The 16924-nt window shown below is 73.9% G+C and carries 15 protein-coding genes; 8 read left to right on the top strand and 7 right to left on the bottom strand.

Features of this window, described 5'->3' with window-relative positions; genetic code table 11:
• Positions 1–33: 33 nt before the first annotated feature.
• The 3 genes from AB0P03_RS06005 to AB0P03_RS05995 all read right to left on the bottom strand — a co-directional run bounded on the left by AB0P03_RS06005 (position 34) and on the right by AB0P03_RS05995 (position 3054).
• A complete protein-coding gene (locus AB0P03_RS06005; protein WP_363580533.1) occupies positions 34–855 on the bottom strand; it encodes an ABC transporter permease subunit in 822 nt (273 codons plus the stop codon).
• Entirely contained in the window at positions 843–1667 is an 825-nt protein-coding gene (locus tag AB0P03_RS06000; RefSeq protein WP_350880479.1) for an ABC transporter permease subunit, read from the bottom strand. The genes AB0P03_RS06005 and AB0P03_RS06000 overlap by 13 nt, the downstream gene beginning before the upstream one ends.
• A 220-nt stretch (positions 1668–1887) precedes the next feature.
• Positions 1888–3054 carry an ABC transporter substrate-binding protein gene (locus AB0P03_RS05995; protein ID WP_363580535.1) on the bottom strand — a complete coding sequence of 389 codons (1167 nt, stop codon included), beginning with the start codon at positions 3052–3054 and terminating at the stop codon, positions 1888–1890.
• Positions 3055–3423: 369 nt separating this feature from the next.
• Between AB0P03_RS05995 and AB0P03_RS05990 the strand changes: the two genes are divergently transcribed.
• The gene (locus tag AB0P03_RS05990; protein WP_363580537.1) at positions 3424–4203 is read left to right on the top strand and encodes a GntR family transcriptional regulator; all 780 of its coding nucleotides are present in this window, start codon (positions 3424–3426) and stop codon (positions 4201–4203) included.
• A 48-nt stretch (positions 4204–4251) separates the two neighbouring features.
• Here the strand turns inward: AB0P03_RS05990 and AB0P03_RS05985 are convergent, their stop codons facing one another.
• Positions 4252–5832, bottom strand: coding sequence for a phosphonate degradation HD-domain oxygenase (locus AB0P03_RS05985; RefSeq protein WP_363580539.1), 1581 nt, complete (start codon positions 5830–5832; stop codon positions 4252–4254).
• Between the two features lie 253 nt (positions 5833–6085).
• Entirely contained in the window at positions 6086–7171 is a 1086-nt protein-coding gene (locus tag AB0P03_RS05980) for an aminotransferase class V-fold PLP-dependent enzyme (protein WP_363580541.1), read from the bottom strand.
• Positions 7172–7268: 97 nt separating this feature from the next.
• On the opposite strand from AB0P03_RS05980, the gene AB0P03_RS05975 reads away from it, so the two are divergent.
• From AB0P03_RS05975 to AB0P03_RS05945, 7 genes are all read left to right on the top strand, one after another.
• Positions 7269–8360, top strand: a complete 1092-nt coding sequence (locus tag AB0P03_RS05975; RefSeq protein ID WP_363580543.1) for an amidohydrolase family protein — start codon at positions 7269–7271, stop codon at positions 8358–8360.
• Positions 8361–8464: 104 nt separating this feature from the next.
• Positions 8465–9142 (top strand): uracil-DNA glycosylase, encoded by a 678-nt coding sequence (locus tag AB0P03_RS05970; protein ID WP_363580545.1) that lies wholly within the window; start codon positions 8465–8467, stop codon positions 9140–9142.
• Positions 9143–9326: 184 nt separating this feature from the next.
• Entirely contained in the window at positions 9327–10364 is a 1038-nt protein-coding gene (locus AB0P03_RS05965) for an SCO1860 family LAETG-anchored protein (RefSeq protein ID WP_363580547.1), read from the top strand.
• A 220-nt stretch (positions 10365–10584) separates the two neighbouring features.
• Complete coding sequence (gene glnII / locus AB0P03_RS05960; protein ID WP_363580549.1) at positions 10585–11607, top strand: glutamine synthetase; 1023 nt, start codon at positions 10585–10587, stop codon at positions 11605–11607.
• 217 nt (positions 11608–11824) lie between these two features.
• A complete protein-coding gene (locus AB0P03_RS05955; RefSeq protein ID WP_363580551.1) occupies positions 11825–12922 on the top strand; it encodes an LLM class flavin-dependent oxidoreductase in 1098 nt (365 codons plus the stop codon).
• 49 nt (positions 12923–12971) lie between these two features.
• On the top strand, positions 12972–13502 hold the full coding sequence (locus tag AB0P03_RS05950; protein ID WP_363580553.1) for a hypothetical protein: 531 nt from the start codon (positions 12972–12974) through the stop codon (positions 13500–13502).
• Positions 13499–14290, top strand: a complete 792-nt coding sequence (locus AB0P03_RS05945) for an MOSC N-terminal beta barrel domain-containing protein (RefSeq protein ID WP_363580555.1) — start codon at positions 13499–13501, stop codon at positions 14288–14290. Before AB0P03_RS05950 ends, AB0P03_RS05945 begins: the two co-directional genes overlap by 4 nt.
• Positions 14291–14337: 47 nt before the next feature.
• Here AB0P03_RS05945 and cobC read toward each other — a convergent pair whose 3' ends face one another.
• Positions 14338–15384: an Rv2231c family pyridoxal phosphate-dependent protein CobC gene (gene cobC / locus AB0P03_RS05940; RefSeq protein ID WP_363580557.1), complete on the bottom strand. Its 1047-nt coding sequence runs from the start codon at positions 15382–15384 to the stop codon at positions 14338–14340.
• Positions 15381–16757: a cobalamin biosynthesis protein gene (locus AB0P03_RS05935; RefSeq protein ID WP_363627926.1), complete on the bottom strand. Its 1377-nt coding sequence runs from the start codon at positions 16755–16757 to the stop codon at positions 15381–15383. Before AB0P03_RS05935 ends, cobC begins: the two co-directional genes overlap by 4 nt.
• Between the last annotated feature and the right edge of the window lie 167 nt (positions 16758–16924).

The following is a 16924-nucleotide window of genomic DNA, read 5'->3' as shown; positions in this document are numbered from 1 at the left end:
CCGGAGCGCGGGATGGCCGTGCGGCGGGGCGCCTCAGGCCCGCGCGCCCTTGCGGCCGCGGCCGGCGGCGGACATCAGCAGCAGGACGAGCCAGACGATCAGCAGGCTGAGCATCGAGACGGCGACGGACATCTGGCCGTCGCTCTTGCCGTTGGAGTTGATCCACACCGAGAAGGGGGCGAAGCCGAGGATGGAGGCGGTGGTGAACTCGCCGAGCACCAGGGCGACGGTGAGGACGGCCGCGTTCAGCAGCGCGCTGCGCAGGTTCGGCAGGACGACGGTGAACACCGCGCGCAGCCAGCCGGCCCCGCAGTTGCGGGCGGCCTCGACCAGGGTGGCGACGTCCACGCCGCGCAGCCCGGCGTCCAGCGCCCGGTAGGCGAACGGCAGCGCCATCAGCACGTAGGCGATGACCAGGACGATCGGGAACTTCGGGTCCTGGATGGCCACGATGGTCTGGAACAGCGGGGTGTCCTGGAGGTAGTCCGGGCCCCAGCGCAGCACGCCGATGATGCCGGTGGTGAGCGCGACCACGGGGACGACCAGCGGCATCGAGCACATCACCTCGATCACCGGGCGCAGCTTCGGCGCACCGAGCCGGGCGGCGAGCATCGCCGGGACCAGCAGGAGCAGCAGCACCGCCACCGTGACGCCGGCCAGCTCCAGGCTCAGCACCAGGCTGTCCAGGAAGCCGGGCGCGTTCAGCAGTTCGGTGTAGGCCCGGAAGGTGGTGCCGCCCTTGTTGTCGTCGACGCTGAAGATCACCGAGGAGGCCAGCGGTACGGCGAAGTAGACGCCGCAGAGCAGCAGGACGAGGCCGCGGCCGAAACGGATGCGATTGATCAGGCGAGCCACTTGGCACTCCGGCGCTGAAGGGGCAGGTACACGGCCATCACCAGGCAGGCGACCACGATCATGTCGAGGCCGAGGGCGAGGGCGAGGTTGCCCTGGCCGACCAGGACGTTGCCGGACAGCGCGTCGCCGATCTGCATCGAGATGAGCGGCACCGAACTGCCCACCATGGCCTCGGCGGTGGCGTACGCGGCGAAGGAGGCGCCGAACAGCAGCACGAAGCCGCCGAGCAGCGAGGGCACCAGGACCGGCAGGGCCACGTGCCGCCAGTACTGCACGACGGTGGCGCCGTTGTTGTACGCGGCCTCGCGCCACTGGGTGCGCAGGCCCTCCAGGGCCGGGGTGATGGTGATGACCATCAGCGGCACCAGGAAGTACAGGTAGACCACGGAGAGGCCGGTGAAGGTGTAGAGGTTCCAGCCGTGGCTGGTGAGGCCGAACTTCTTGGTGACCTCGCCGGCGTTGCCGAGGGTGGCGACGAACATGAAGGCGAGCGGCACGCCGCCGAAGTTGGCGAGCACGCCGGAGGCGGAGAGCACCGCCTCGCGGAACACCCGGAACCGTGAGGTGGCCACGGCCTGGGCCAGCGGCAGGCCGACCACGGCGGCGATCAGCGCGGTCAGCAGGGAGAGCTTGACGCTGCCCCACAGGGCGGTCCAGTAGGCGCCCTGCAGCGAGCCGGTGAGGTTGTCGGTGGTGAAGGTGCCGCCGCCGTCGGGGGCGTCGGGCGAGGTGGTGAACGCGCCGATGGCGATCGCGACGGCGGGCAGGCCGAAGCCGACCAGGAAGAACAGGAGCAGGGGGAGGGCGGCCATCCAGGCGCGGCCGCGGCCGGCCCGGGGCTTGCCGGGGCGGGGGGCCCTGGCGGTCTCGGTGCTCTTGGCCGCGGCGGTCTCGGCCGCGGTGTCGGTGGCCTCGGCCGTGGTGGCGTCGGCGGTGGCGGGGGTGGTTGCTGCGGGGCCGGGGGCGCCCCCGCCGCTCTGGGCGGCGGAGGCGGGGGCCGGCACCGGGGTGGGAGCCGTGGTCATCGTCAGGTCAGCCCGCGATCGCCTTGGCCCAGTTCTCGGTCACGGTCTTCTTGGCCGTGTCCGTCTGCTCCTGGGTCGGGAAGGTGGTGAAGGGCTTCTCGACCGGCGGGAGCTTCGCGGCGCCCGCGGCGTCCAGGGTGCCGGCCGTCTTCATGGCGTCGAACAGGGCCGGGGTGGCGTAGCCGCCCAGGAAGCCGTTCTGGCCCTCGGCGCTGTACAGGTACTCCTCCCACAGGCGGGCGGCGGCCGGGTGCGGCGCGTCCTTGTTGATCGCCTGGTTGTAGTACTGCGCGTAGGAGCCGTCCGAGGGGATGGCCACCTGCCAGTCGATGCCCTTGCTCCTGAACTTGTCGGCGTAGCCGGCGTTCAGGTACGACCAGTCGATGCTGATCGGGGTCTCGCCCTTCTCGATGGTCGCCGGGGTGACCTCGACCGGGTTGAAGTTGCCGGCCTGCTTGACCTTGGCGAAGAAGTCGATGCCGGGCTGGATGTTGTCCAGCGAGCCGCCGTTGGCGAGCGCGGCCGCGTAGACGGCGCCGAACGCGGCACCGGCCTTGGTCGGGTTGCCGTTCAGGGCGACCATGCCCTTGTACTCGGGCTTCAGCAGGTCGGCGAAGGTCTTCGGGCAGGCGGACACCTTCTTGGCGTCGCACGCGATCGACATGTAGCCGCCGTAGTCGTTGTAGTGCAGGCCGTCGGCGTTCTTCATGGTGGCCGGGATCTTGTCGAAGTCGGTGACCTTGTACGGGGCCAGCAGGCCCTGCTTGGCGGCGCTGAGCGCGAAGGCCGAGCCGAGGTCGACGACGTCGGGGGCGCGGTCCTGGCCCTTGCGGGAGGTGATCGCGTTGATCTCGTCCTGGCTGGCGCCGTCGGGGTTCTCGTCCTCGATCTCGATGCCGTACTTCGCCTTGAAGTCGTCCATCAGCTTGCCGTAGTTCGCCCAGTCGCGAGGCAGCGTGATGACGTGCAGCTTCCCCTCCTTCTTGGCGGCGGCGATCAGGCCGTCCATCCCGCCGAAGTCGGCGACCGAGGTGGCGGTCTTGGCGCTCTTGCCGCCCGCGGCGTCGCCGGACTTCGCGGTGGAGGAGTCGGCGGAGCCGCAGGCGGTGAGGGACAGCGCGGCGGCGGTCAGGACCGCTGCGAAGGCGGCGGAACGGGCGCGGTGCACGGACACGGGTCAGTCTCCTGATCGGGTGTACTGCAAGGGGGTGAGCTGCGGTGGGGTTGTCTGATCGGGGGATCGTGCGAGTGGCCGTTCGGAGCCGTTCTGAGGTGTCCGGTGCCGTTCGGAGCCGCCCGGAGCCGTTCGAGGCCGTCCGAGTTGACTAGCCAACTTCGCTGACGGAGGTAAGTACGCCGGAGTCCGATGACGGGAAGGTGAACGGACGGCCCAGAACCGGGGTCGGCTGCGGGAACGGTCGAATCCGGCCATCTGAGCGTGATCCGTTCGGTGCGATGCTTCAAAGGCGCAGCGGGATAAGGTCGGGCTGTCCGTGCCGGTACGGCTGCGCAGGACACCGCCCCAGGAGGGACATTGACTGACGTGGCACTTGAGCCCGGGCGCCCCGCCGAGCGCGCTCCCGGCGCCCTGTACCGGAAGGTCGCCGCCGACCTGCGCGAGGCCATCACCACCGGCGCGTACGGCGAGGCCGGCCGGCTGCCCGCCGAGGGCGCGCTCGCCGAGCAGTACGGCGTCTCCCGGGGCACCGTCCGCCAGGCGCTCGCCGTCCTCCGCTCCGACGGGCTGGTCACCTCCCGCCGCGGCACCCGGCGCGTCGTGCTCGGGGGCGCCCGGGTGCAGAGCTTCTCCGAACTGCTCAGCTTCACGCACTGGGCGTACTCGATGGGCGAGGAGCCCGGCGGCATCCTGGACTCGCTGGTCCGCCGCCCCGCCGACACCGCCGAACGCGAGCAACTGCGCCTGGAGCCGGGCGCCGAGGTGTACGTGACCGTCCGGCTGCGCACCCTCTCCGGCGCGCCCGTGATGGTCGAGCGGACCGTCTACCCGCCGCGGGTCGGCGAGATCGTCGCCGAGCTGCCGGCGGACGTCGTCTCGCACACCGAAGTCCTGCGCGAGCACGGCATCCTGTTCACCGACGCCGACCACACCATTGACATCGTGGCCGCCAACGCCGAGGACGCCCGGCTCCTCGGCTGCCGCCGCGGCGGCCCGCTGCTGCGCGAACGGCGGCGCACGACGGACCCGACCGGCACTCCGGTGGAGTGGTCCCAGGACCGCTACCTGCCCGGGACGGTGGCCTTCAGCATCCACAACTCGCTGGCCGCGTCGGCGCTTTCGCGGCACGCCCGGGAGGGCGACTGAGTCCGGGGCCGAGCCCGGCCATCCTCCCGGGCGTGCCGGCCGGTGCCGTCAGTGCATGAGCGCGGCGAGCAGCGGGCGGTAGTGCTCGAAGCCGGGTGTCGGCGCCCCGGCCGTCTTCGCCTGCTCGTCCCAGCGGCGGACGGCCACCGCGTCGGCGGCGCCCGGGAGTTCGGCGAACGCGGCGGCCTGCCGCTCGTCCATCGGGCCGCCCTGGACGGTGAGGGTGTACTCCGAGGCCTCGGACAGCCGCTGCCGGTAGTCCGGCTCCACCGCGCACAGGTAGCGCTTGGCGGCCACGTGCAGCCGGACCGGCTCGGTCACCTCCGGGCCGAACCACCGTGCCAGCCAGTCGGCGCCGGTGTCGCTGTGCCGGTTGTCCTGACCCTCCATCAAGTCCCTTCCGTGCAGCGCTCCCTGGAAGTGGCCGACGTCGTGCAGCAGCGCGGCGGCGACGAGGTGGTCCGGCGCCCCGGCCGCCTCGGCGGCAGCGGCGGCCTGGAGCATGTGCTCGGCCATGGTGACCTCCTCGCCCAGGTACTCCCCGGCGCCCTCGCCCGCGAACAGCCCGGCGATCGCGTCCAGCGCGGCGGCGCGCCGGTGCAGCACGGCGAGGGTGCTGCCCAGCGTGTCCAGGTCGGCGTAGCAGCCCTGGAGGTGGCGGTGGCCGTCCTGCTGGAAGGCCGTACGGGCGTGCAGCAGCCGGGTGTTGTCGAAGATCAGGCAGTCGCCGCGGTCGAGGCGGAAGGTGAGCTGGAGCTCGGGGCGCAGGGTGATCGCGGCGAAGCGGCGGTACGCGGCGTAGAAGGCCGTCAGTTCGGCGGAACTCCCGCGCAGGGTGCCGATCGAGCGGTTGTTGAACCGCACCTCGCGGATCCGGCCCAGGGCGTCCACCTCGATCAGCGGGCGGTCGGCGCGCAGTTCGGTGCGGCGGTCGCGGAAGACGAACGGGACGGGCGTGCGGGTGAGCGTCTCGAAGTCCGCCGGCGCCTCCTCCCGGAGGACCGCCGCCGCCCGGAACCCGTCCACCAGGCCGGAGTCGCCGCCGGTCGCGGAGTTCTCCAGGCAGTGCAGGAGCTGGAGCGTCGGCACCGGGTCCCGGTACGGGTTGTCGGTGTGCGGCGCGATCGCGACGCTGGTGAACGCCAGGTTGTTCGGATCCGGCTCGACCCGGACGTCGAACAGCTCCCCGTAGTTGGTGACCCGGACGTAGCCGAAGCTCTCGGCCACCGCGAGGACCTGCCGCTCCACCGCCGGCACCCCGCGCAGCACCGCGAAGCCGCTGCTGCGCACGGCGGTGAGGACGGCGGCCTGCTCGGCGGGGTCGGACAGGTACGCCTCCCACCGCGCCTCGGGGATCCCGCGCGCGAAGTCCGCCGCCACCCAGAGCCGCTTGCCCTCCTCCGTCCGCCCGTCGCCGTCCCGCTCGGCGTCCAGCCACTCCAGCGGGTACCGCGAGCGGTGCCCGTCCGACCAGAGCACCTCCAGGCCCCCGTCGGTCTCGGTGCTCGCGGCGACCGCCAGGTCCTGCGGCAGGTCGTCGATCTGGAACAGTTTCTGCCCGTTCCGGGGGTCCCGGCACTCGGCGCACGGGCAGTTGTCGCGCAGCCAGTACGGCGGCAGCTCGGTCACGGTGGTCTCCTCCTCGGCGGCGTCTCGGGTGAAGTTGTATAGCCAACTTCACCCCTGGCCGGAGCCTGCCGGTCCCCGGTGAGATCGGCGTGCCGCGCAGATGAACGCTGCGGGAACTGTGCCGGGAGCCCGTGGCCGAAACCCGCCGTGCCGTGCGCGGCCAGGCCCTGTCCGGGGGAGGGACGGAGCGGCCCCCGGGACCGAGTGTCCCGGGGGCCGCTCCGCGTGCTCGGGCCTTGACGGCGCCGTGGTGTCAGCCCTGGACGGCTGCCGTCCAGGCCGCCTCCGCGGCGGCCAGGGCCGGGGCCGGGTCCGCGTCCGTCGCGGTGGCGAGGGCGGTGAGGCAGGCGTGGACGGTGGGCAGGGCGGCGGCGGGGCCGTAGTGGTTGACGCGGAGCATCGAGGCGGCGAGGGGGCCGCCGCCGGGCTGGACGGGGAGGGCGGGGTCGAGGCGGGCGGCGAGCTCGGCCGCGTGCACGCCGGCCGGGGTGCGCAGGGTGGTGGCGACGGGGGCCGCGTGGGCGTCCTCGGTGACGAACGGGGCGAGGGTGCCGAGCGCGCGGGCGCCCGCGCGGGTGGCGGCGGAGGCGGCGCGGTGGCGGGCGATGACGGCGGGCAGGCCGTCGGCGGCGATCCGGTCGAGGCAGGCGCCGAGGGCCAGCATCTCCAACTGGGCGGGGGCGTGCGGGAGCACGGTGCGCCCGGCGTCCGTCCAGCGCTCCTTCCAGTCGAGCAGGGACAGGTAGGAGCGGCGCGGGGCGGCCGGGTTGGCGGCGATCCGTTCCCAGGCGCGCTGGGAGACGGAGACGGCGGAGACCCCGGCAGGGCCGCCCATGGCCTTCTGGCCCCCGATGACGCACAGGTCGACGCCCCACTCGTCGGTGAGCAGCGGCTCGGCGGCGACGGAGGCGACCGCGTCGAGCATCAGCAGGGCGCCGTGCTCGCGGACGGCGGCGGCGATCCCGGCGACGGGGTTGGTGTTGCCGGTGGCGGCCTCGGCGTGGACGAGGGAGACGAAGTCGACGGCCGGACGGGCGGCGAGGGCGTCGGCGACCTGCTGCGCGCTGACCGCGCTGTCGAAGGGGACGGCCAGGTCCACGACCTCGACCCCGCAGGAGCGCAGCCAGTTGCCGAAGGTCTGCCCGTACGGGCCGGTGACGATGTTGAGCGCGGTGGAGCCGGGGTGCGCGGCGCCGCGGATCGCGGCCTCCAGCGGCAGCAGCGCCTCACCCTGGGTGACGATGACGTCCGCGGTGGTGTGCAGCAGTGCGGCCACCTGGTCCTCGATCGCCGCGAACTCGGCGGCGCTGAGCGGGGGGAGGTCGAGGAAGGGGCTCACGGTAGCGGCCTTTCGGGCGTGGGGTGGTGGGTGCCGGAACGAGTCTGCCGCATCTTTGCTGCTTACAGGGAACACCCCCGTCGGTAGAGTGCGGGCCATGAGCGATGGCGCGGTGCTGCACGTCCGGGGTCGGGTGCTGGTCGGTCCGGAGGACGTCCGGGACGAACTCTGGGTCGTGGACGGCCGGGTGAGCTTCACCTGCCCGCCCGGCGCCGAGGACGTCCGGACGGTGACCGGCTGGGTGCTGCCCGGCCTGGTGGACGCGCACTGCCACGTCGGCCTGGACGCGCACGGCGCCGTCGACGCGGAGACCAGCGAGAAGCAGGCGCTCACCGACCGTGACGCCGGCACCCTGCTGATCCGCGACGCCGGCTCGGCCGCCGACACCCGGTGGATCGACGAGCGCGAGGACCTGCCCCGGATCATCCGCGCCGGGCGGCACATCGCCCGCACCCGCCGCTACATCCGCAACTACGCGCACGAGATCGAGCCCGGCGACCTCGCCGCGTACGTCCGCGCGGAGGCCCGGCGCGGCGACGGCTGGGTGAAGCTGGTCGGCGACTGGATCGACCGCGAGCGCGGCGACCTCGCCGCCTGCTGGCCCGGCGACGCGCTGGCCGAGGCGATCGCGGCGGCGCACGAGGAAGGCGCGCGGGTCACCGCGCACTGCTTCGCCGCCGAGTCGCTGCCGGACCTGCTGGCGGCCGGCATCGACTGCATCGAGCACGCCACCGGACTGACCGAGGAGCTGATCCCGGCCTTCGCCGAGCGCGGCGTGGCGATCGTCCCGACGCTGGTCAACATCGCCACCTTCCCGGGCCTGGCGGCCGGCGGCGAGGGCAGGTTCCCGGCCTGGGCGGCCCACATGCGGCGGTTGCACGAGCGCCGCTACGCCACCGTCGGCGCCGCGCACGACGCCGGCATCCCGGTGTTCGTCGGCACGGACGCGGGCGGCTCGCTGGCGCACGGGCTGGTCGCGGAGGAGGTGGCGGAACTGGTGAAGGCGGGGCTGAGCCCGGCGCAGGCACTGTCGGCGGCCAGTTGGGGTGCGCGGGAGTGGCTGGGGCGGCCGGGGCTGGAGGAGGGGGAGTCGGCCGACTTCGTGGTGTACGGGGAGGACCCGCGGGCGGACGTCCGGGTGCTCGCCGACCCCCGGCTGGTGGTGCTGCGCGGCCGGCCGGTGGGGTGAGCGGGTGGCCCGTCATGGCCGGCCGCCGGGCCGGACGGCTCCGGGCTCGTGTGCATGATCATCCGCTGAACGCGCTGTCGGTGTAGGCCGATAGGGTGGCCACCATGGCACCGCGTCCACTGAACGAGATCGTCGAGCCCGGTTGGGCCACCGCCCTGGAGCCCGTCGGCGGGCGGGTCGCCGCCATGGGCGACTTCCTGCGCGCCGAACTGGCCGCCGGCCGTACCTACCTGCCGTCCGGGCCGAACGTGCTGCGGGCCTTCCAACAGCCCTTCGCCGACGTGCGGGTGCTGATCGTCGGACAGGACCCGTACCCGACCCCGGGCCACGCCGTCGGGCTCAGCTTCTCGGTGGCGCCGGAGACCCGGCCGATCCCGGCCAGCCTGATCAACATCTTCCAGGAGTACGGCAGCGACCTCGGCCTGCCCCAGCCGTCCAACGGCGACCTCACCCCGTGGACGCGGCAGGGCGTCCTGCTGCTCAACCGCGCGCTGACCACCGCGCCGCGCAAGCCCGCCGCGCACCGGGGCAAGGGCTGGGAGGAGGTCACCGAGCAGGCGATCCGGGCTCTTGTGGCGCGCGGCGGCCCGCTGGTGGCGATCCTGTGGGGGCGCGACGCCCGCAACCTGCGGCCGCTGCTCGGAGACGTCCCGGCGATCGAGTCGGCGCACCCGAGCCCGTACTCGGCGAGCGGCGGCTTCTTCGGCTCGCGGCCGTTCAGCCGGGCGAACGAGCTGCTGGCGCGGCAGGGGGCGCAGCCGGTGGACTGGCGACTGCCGTAGCAGACCGGAGTCAGTAGCAGACGTCAATCTCACTCCAACGAGTGAAATGACGTTCTGTGTGGCTCCTGTGACGGACTGTTCGAGAAGACTGGCGGCTCACCGTTCGGAACGCCGGCCCCTCCCCGCCTGTCGCGGGTGACGTCTGGGCGCGCTCCGGATCAACAGCACCTGTGGGGGTACCGCCATGTCTTCTCGTTCCACCAGCTCCGCCCGTTCCGTCCGCCGAACCGCTTCCGCCGCCGCCGTGGTCGCGGCCTGCACGCTGCTCACCGTCCCGCCTGCGTGCGCCGCCCCGGCGGCCACTGCGTCGTCCTCTCCGTCGTCCGCCGCCTCGCCCGGCAAGGCGCGCGCCGTCACCGCCGAACTCGCCCTGGACGTCAGCCTGTTGAACAAGACGGTCGACGTCCCGGTGGACCTCGCGCTCAACAAGGTGGAGACGCCGGCCCAGCGCGAGGGCTCGCTCCTCACCGCCAAGGTCGACGGCGTCGACCAGCAGGGCCCGGTCACCCTGGTCAAGGCCGACATCGGCACGGCCGTGACCCGCATCGACGCCAAGGGCGCCGCCGCCTCCGTCAAGCTGGTCAACGCCGACGTGCACGCCCCCGGCCTGCCCGCCACCACGCTGATCGGCCTGGAGGCGATGAGCGCCGAGGCGACCTGCCCCGTCGACGGGCAGCCGACCGCCGACGTCGTCGCGCCCGCCAAGCTGACGGTGCTCGGCAAGCCCGTCACCATCGGCCTGTACGGGCCGACCAAGGTGGACGTGCCGCTGATCGGCAGCGTGTCGGTGGAGCTCTCCAAGAAGAGCACCACCTCGGCCACCGCCGCCGCCTCCGCCCTGGAGGTCCAGGTGGAGGTGAACCCGCTGAACCTGAACGTCGCCAAGGTCACCGGCAGGATCACCGTGGCCTCGGTGAGCTGCGAGAAGCCCTCCGCGCCGGCTGTCGGCGCGACCCCGACCCAGGCCCCGACGTCGCCCGCGCCGACCGGCACCGCCGCCACCGCCCAGCCGGTCGCCGACACCACCACCCGCGCCGTCGTCCCGCAGGCCGCCACCGAGAAGCCCGGCCCGTCGGAGAAGCCGGCCGCCGGCCTCGCCGCGACCGGCGGCAGCAGCGCCACCGGCCCGCTGGCCGCCGGGGCCGCCGCCCTCGTCGCCGGCGGGGCCGGCGCCCTGTGGGCCACCCGGCGCCGCCGGGCCGCGCACGCCCGCCGGCACTGAGCCCCGGCCCCTCGCGGTGCGGGAGCGCCACCCGGGGTGCCACCTCGGCACCCCGGGTGCCACCCCGCCACTCCGGATGTCGCCCTGGCACTCCCGCACCGTGACCGTGCCATCACGGAGGGTTGGTTCACATCCGCGTTACACGAGAGGAACAACCGGGAAACGGCGGCTTGCGACGCTACGCGGGCACCCACCACCCAGCAATGCGAGGTACACCGCCGTGGCAATCAAGGCCGAGTACATCTGGATCGACGGCACCAAGCCGACCGCGAAGCTCCGTTCCAAGACTCGGGTCCTGCCCAACGCGGACAAGATCCCGACCTGGGGTTTCGACGGCTCCTCGACCAACCAGGCGGAGGGCCACGCCTCGGACCGCGTGCTGGACCCGGTGAAGGTCGTGCCGGACCCGATCCGCGGCGGTGACAACATCCTCGTCCTGTGCGAGGTGCTGGAGACCGACGGCACCCCGCACAAGTCCAACACCCGCGCCCTGCTGCGCGAGGTCGACGAGAAGTACGCGGCCCAGGAGTCGATCTTCGGCATCGAGCAGGAGTACACCTTCTTCAAGGGCTCCCGCCCGCTCGGCTTCCCGGAGGGCGGCTTCCCGGCCCCGCAGGGCGGCTACTACTGCGGCATCGGCGCCGAGGAGGTCTTCGGCCGCGAGATCGTCGAGCTGCACCTGGACCGCTGCATCGACGCCGGCCTGGCGATCTGCGGCATCAACGCCGAGGTCATGCCCGGCCAGTGGGAGTTCCAGATCGGCCCGGTCTCCTCGCTGACCGTCTCGGACGACCTGTGGATCGCCCGCTACCTGCTGTACCGCACCGCCGAGGAGTTCGGCATCGACGCCACCCTGGACGCCAAGCCGGTCAGGGGCGACTGGAACGGCGCGGGTGCGCACACCAACTTCTCCACCAGGGCGATGCGCGAGGGCTACGACGCCATCATCACCGCCTGCGAGTCCCTCGGCGCCTCCCAGGACAAGGTGTTGGAGCACGTCAGCCAGTACGGCGACGACATCCAGTCCCGCCTGACCGGCAAGCACGAGACCGCCCCGTGGAACGTCTACAGCTACGGCGTCTCCAACCGCGGCGCCTCGGTCCGCATCCCGTGGCAGGTCGAGGTGGAGCAGAAGGGCTACATCGAGGACCGTCGCCCGAACGCCAACATCGACCCGTACGTCGTCACCCGCCTCATGATCAACACCTGCTGCGAGGCCCTGGAGAAGGCCGGCCAGGTCTGATCCGCCCCCGCTCCGCACCGGCCGCCGGTCCTCCCGTACGAGGGAGGGCCGGCGGCCGTCGTCGTCGGGCATAATCGCTCGCATGACCGCTTCCGCCCGCCGTGTCCTCGTGCGACGTCTGCACGTGGACCTGGTGCGGGTGTGCGCGGCCGCGTGTTGCCGGTGAGTGTCTCCGTCCTCATCCCGCAGGCAACCCGGCGTAGGAGTGTGTCCGTTCATGTCGCTCGTGTTCCACTGGTTCCTTCCCACCAACGGTGACAGTCGGCAGATCGTCGGGGGTGGTCACGGGTCCACGCCGGGGGTGGCGGGGGCGGACCGGCCGCCGAGCCTGGGGTACCTGGGGCAGGTCGCCCGCAGCGCGGAGCAGTTGGGGTTCGAGGGGGTGCTGACGCCGACCGGGGCGTGGTGCGAGGACGCCTGGCTGACGACGGCGATGCTGACGCAGGTGACGGAGCGGCTGAAGTACCTGGTGGCGTTCCGGCCCGGGCAGATCAGCCCGACGCTGGCCGCGCAGATGGCCGCGACGTACCAACGGCAGTCCGGCGGACGGCTGTTGCTGAACGTGGTGACCGGCGGGGAGTCCGCCGAGCAGCGCGCCTACGGGGACTTCCTGGACAAGGACGCCCGGTACGCGCGGACCGGGGAGTTCCTGGACATCGTCCGGCGGCTGTGGGCGGGCGGGACGGTCGACCACCACGGGCCCCATCTGCGGGTCGAGCGGGCCCGGCTGAACCGGCTGCCGGAGCCGGTGCCGACGGTGTACTTCGGCGGCTCGTCCCCGGCGGCCGGCGAGGTCGCGGCGCAGTCCGCGGACGTCTACCTGACCTGGGGCGAACCGCCCGCCCAGGTGCGGGAGAAGATCCGCTGGATCCGCGAACTCGCCGCCGCCCGCGGGCGGGTGGTGCGGTTCGGGATCCGGCTGCACGTGATCACCCGGGACACCGCCGCGCAGGCCTGGGCGGAGACCGAGCGGCTGCTCGCCGGAATGGATCCGGGGCGCGTGCGCCGGACCCAGCGGGCGCTCGCCGAGAGCGAGTCGGAGGGCCAGCGGCGGATGCTCGCGCTGCACGGCGGATCGGCCGAGCGGCTGGAGGTGTACCCGGGGCTGTGGGCCGGGATCGGCCTGCTGCGCGGCGGCGCCGGGACGGCCCTGGTGGGCAGCCACCGGGAGGTCGCGGACCTGATCACCGAGTACCACGAGCTGGGGATCGACGAGTTCGTGCTGTCGGGCATGCCGCACCTGGAGGAGGCGTACTGGTTCGGCGAGGGCGTGCTGCCGCTGCTGGCCGCCCGCAACCTGTGGCACCGGCCGTGAACCCGCAAACCGCTGGTCAATCCGCCGGGGCGGCCGGAGAATTCACGGCATGACGCTGCCCCTGCTCCTCCTCGACGTGGACGGACCGCTCAACCCCTACGCCGCGCCGACGACCCGGCGGCCGGAGGGGTACGACACCCACCGCCTGCTCCCGACCTGGTGGGCGGACCGGCAGGCGCACTACTCCCACGCGCGGGCGAAGCCGCTGCGGGTGTGGCTGAACCCGGCGCACGGGCCGGAACTGCTCGGCCTGCCGTACGAACTGGTGTGGGCCACCGGCTGGATGGGCGAGGCGAACACCCACATCGGCCCGAACCTCGGACTGCCCGAACTCCCCTACATCCAGTGGACGGACCTGTTCGGGGAGGACCCGGACGGCCTGCACTGGAAGACCCGGGACGTGGTCGCCTGGGCGGACGGCCGCCCGTTCGCCTGGGTAGACGACGAACTGGGCCCGCAGGACACCGCCTGGATAGCCGCCCACCACCCCGCCCCGGCACTCACGTTCCATGTCAACCCCCGAATCGGCCTGCTGGCCGCCGACTTCACGGCCCTGCGTGAATGGGCGGTCGCGGCATGAGGATCGGGACGGTCGAACGGCTGCGGCGCTACCCGGTGAAGTCGCTGCTGGGGGAGGAACTGGCGGCGGTCGGGGTGGACGGGCGCGGCCTGGAGCGGGACCGCGGCCGCGCCCTGCTCGACCTCGACACCGGGAAGGTCGCCAGCGCCAAGAACCCGCGGCTGTGGGCGGGCCTGCTCGGTTACACGGCGGCGACCACGGCGGGCGGCGTGGTGATCACCGGCCCGGACGGGCGGTGCGTGGACGAGGAGGAGCTGTCGGCGGCGCTCGGCCGCAAGGTCGCCCTGATCGCCGAGTGCCCGCCCGGGGCGACGATCGAGCGGGCCGTGCCGGAGGAGGTGCTGGCGCACGGCATCGAGGCCGAAGTCGACGTCACCGTCAACGAGTTGGGCCGGGCCGCGCCGGACGGCGGCTTCTTCGACTTCGCCCCGCTGCATCTGGTCACCACCTCGACGCTGGCCGCGACCGGCGCCGAGGCGGAGCGCTACCGGCCGAACCTGGTGATCCGCACCGAGGGCGAGGGGTACGTCGAGAACGCCTGGGTGGGGCGGGAGTTGGCGATCGGGCCGGTGCTGCGGCTGCGCGTCGTGGTGCCCACGCCGCGCTGCGCCGTCCCGACCCTGCGGCACGGCCCGCTGCCCCGGAGCACGTCCGCCCTGCGCGTCCCGGCCGAGCGGAACCGCCTGGTCCCGTTGGAGGGCATGCCCGCGCTGCCCTGCGCGGGGGTGTACGCGCAGGTGCTGGTGCCCGGCCGGGTCGCGGTGGGGGATGCGATCAGGCTGGACTGAGGAGGGGTCGGGGCGGCGGTCAGGCGGGGTCGGGGCGGTGGCGGGGGTCAGGCTGGGCCGAGGACGGCGGCGAGGGCGTCCAGGAAGCGGTCGGTGGTGGCCTCGTCCCGGACGGCGATCCGCAGCCACTCCTCGCCCAGCCCCGGGAAGGTGTCCCCGCGCCGGACGGCGAAGCCGCGCCCGCGCAGCCGCTCCCGGACGGCCGCCGCCTCCGGCAGCCGTACCAGGGCGAAGGATGCGGCCGGCTCGCCGTACACCCGAAGAGTCGGGAAGGCGGCCAAGCCCTTCAGCAAGTACGTCCGCCACAAGGCCAGTTCGGCGGCGGCTGCCTCCGCCTCGGCCAGCGCGGCCGGGCCGCTGCACGCCTCGGCGGCGGCCAGCGCGGGGGTGGAGACCGGCCAGAGCGGCTGGGCGGCGCCGAGTGCGGCGATCAGTGGCGCGGGCCCGAGGACGTAACCGATCCGCAGTCCGGCCAGGCCCCAGGTCTTGGTGAGGCTGCGCAGGACGACAACCTGGCCGGGCAGGTCCCGGACCGGGGCGAGGGACTCGCGTTCGCCGGGCACGGTGTCCATGAACGCCTCGTCGACCACCAGGGTGCGTCCGGGGCGGGCGAGTGCGGCGACGGCGTCGGCGGGGTGCAGGACGGAGGTCGGGTTGGTGGGGTTGCCGAGGACGACCAGGTCGGCCTCCTCCGGGACGGCCCCCAGCCGGAACCCGTCCTCGGGGGACAGCAGCACCCGGTGCACCTGATGTCCGGCGTCCCGCAGAGCCGCCTCTGGTTCGGTGAACTGCGGGTGCACGACGACGATGTGACGTGCCGTCAGGACACGGGCCAGCAGGACGAAGGCCTCCGCCGCCCCCGAGGTGAGCAGCACCTCGTCGGCCGGCCGCCGGTGCCGGGCGGCCACCGCGGCGCGGGCGGCGCCCTGGTCGGGGTAGGCGGCGAGGTCGCCGAGGGTGGCCGCGAGCCGGTCGCGCAGCCAGGCCGGGGGTGTGCCGGTGCGGACGTTGACGGCGAGGTCGACCAGGCCGGACCCGTCGGCGCGCACCTCGGCGTCGCCGTGGTGGCGCAGGTCGGGTTCGGGGGCGGTCACGCGGGGTCTCCTTGCGGGTGGGCGGGCACATCGGGGGCGAGCGGATGAAGGGGCAGCCCCGGGACGCGGTGGACGTCGTACGGGCCCGGCGGCACGCTCAGTGCCGCGCCGTCGCCGAGGGCGACCAGTGCGACGGCGTGCCCGTGCGCGGCCAGGTCAACAGCCAGGTCAACGGCCGCGTCGGCGGCCAGGTCGACGGCCGCCCCGACGGCCGCCCCGGCGCCGTCGTCCGTCGCGATCCGCCTGGTCCCGGGCCGCAGCAGCTCGGCGACCGCCTCGACCGCGCCCGACGCGCCCACGACCGCCGACGCGCGCCGCAGTTCCGCCAGCGCGCGCGGCACCAGCAGGTCGTGCGCGCCGGGCCCGAGCCCGACGACGGCGAGGCGTCCGCGGACCGCCGCCCGGGCGATCGCGACCGTCGCCGCGGCGGACTTCCGTTTGGTGGCGACGAGTTCGCCGCCCGGGGCGCTCGCCAGGGCGGCCGCCTCGGCGACGCTCGCGGTGCCGACGGCGGCGCCGACCAGGTCCGACGGGTTCGGCACCGCCACCGCGGCCAGGGCCGCCGCCGGGTGCTCGTCCACCGGCACCCCGCCGAGGCAGAACGCGGCCCAGCGCACCTCCGGGTGGTCCGCCTTGCCGGCCACCGTCGCCAGCCGGGCGATCGAGGCGCGGGCCAGGCCGTGTTCGGCCAGGGTGTCCGTGATCAGTCGCATCAGCTCGGAGTCCGTGGCGCCGCCGCCCGCGCCGACCCCGACGACCAGGGTGCGCGGGTGCACGAGGAGCACGTCCTCCTCGGGGTGGGTGCGGTCGGTGACCCGCAGGACGGGGGCGTCGGCGGGCGCGTCGGGACGGGCGGAGGACGGCAGGGCGGGCAGCGGGTACGCCAGGTCGCTCTCCAGCCGGACCGGTCGGCCCTCGGCGAGCGCCTGCGCGGCCGCCGAGCCGCGCGGCCCGCGGGTGGACGTCGACGCGTGCCCGGCCAGATGCGCGAAGGGCGGGGCGGTGGCCGGGGGAGGGCCGCTGGCCAGGACGGCCCGGACACCGAGCAGGGCGGCGAGTTCCTCGGCCAGCTCGTCGGCGCCGCTGTCGCGCCCGGTCAGCGGGACGGCGTAGCGCAGGTTCAGGTCCAGGCTGACCAGGCCGGGCCCGCCGGGGCGCAGGTGCGAGCCGTCGATCAACAGCCGCACGGTGGCCGCGACCGGCGCGAGGCAGACCACCAGGTCGTCCCGGCCGAGGGCGTAGTCCAGGGCCTCGGTCGGACCGAAGCAGGCACTGACCACCGCGGTGTGGACGCGGGTGGTCTCGGGCCAGGCGGCGTGGATCTCGTCGGCCAGCAGGCGGCCCGTCCCGTTGAGGGCGACCAGTCCGATCACGTCCCGCTCCTTCACCCAAAGCCCCGCGATCCCCGCGCACGAGCATCCGCGATCCCGCCACAAGGGCCCCCGTGATCCCACCACGCCCGGTCGGAACGGGTCAATCGGGGCGGTTGTGACGTGGACCGCCGACGGGCGGCAGCTGTTCGTCTGTTCTTCACTTGTCT

Source organism: Kitasatospora sp. NPDC088779, from assembly GCF_040685395.1.
In the GTDB taxonomy this organism is placed as follows: Bacteria; Actinomycetota; Actinomycetes; order Streptomycetales; family Streptomycetaceae; genus Kitasatospora.
The sequence above is the reverse complement of the archived record's forward strand: the minus strand, read 5'-3'. Positions and strand labels throughout refer to the sequence as shown.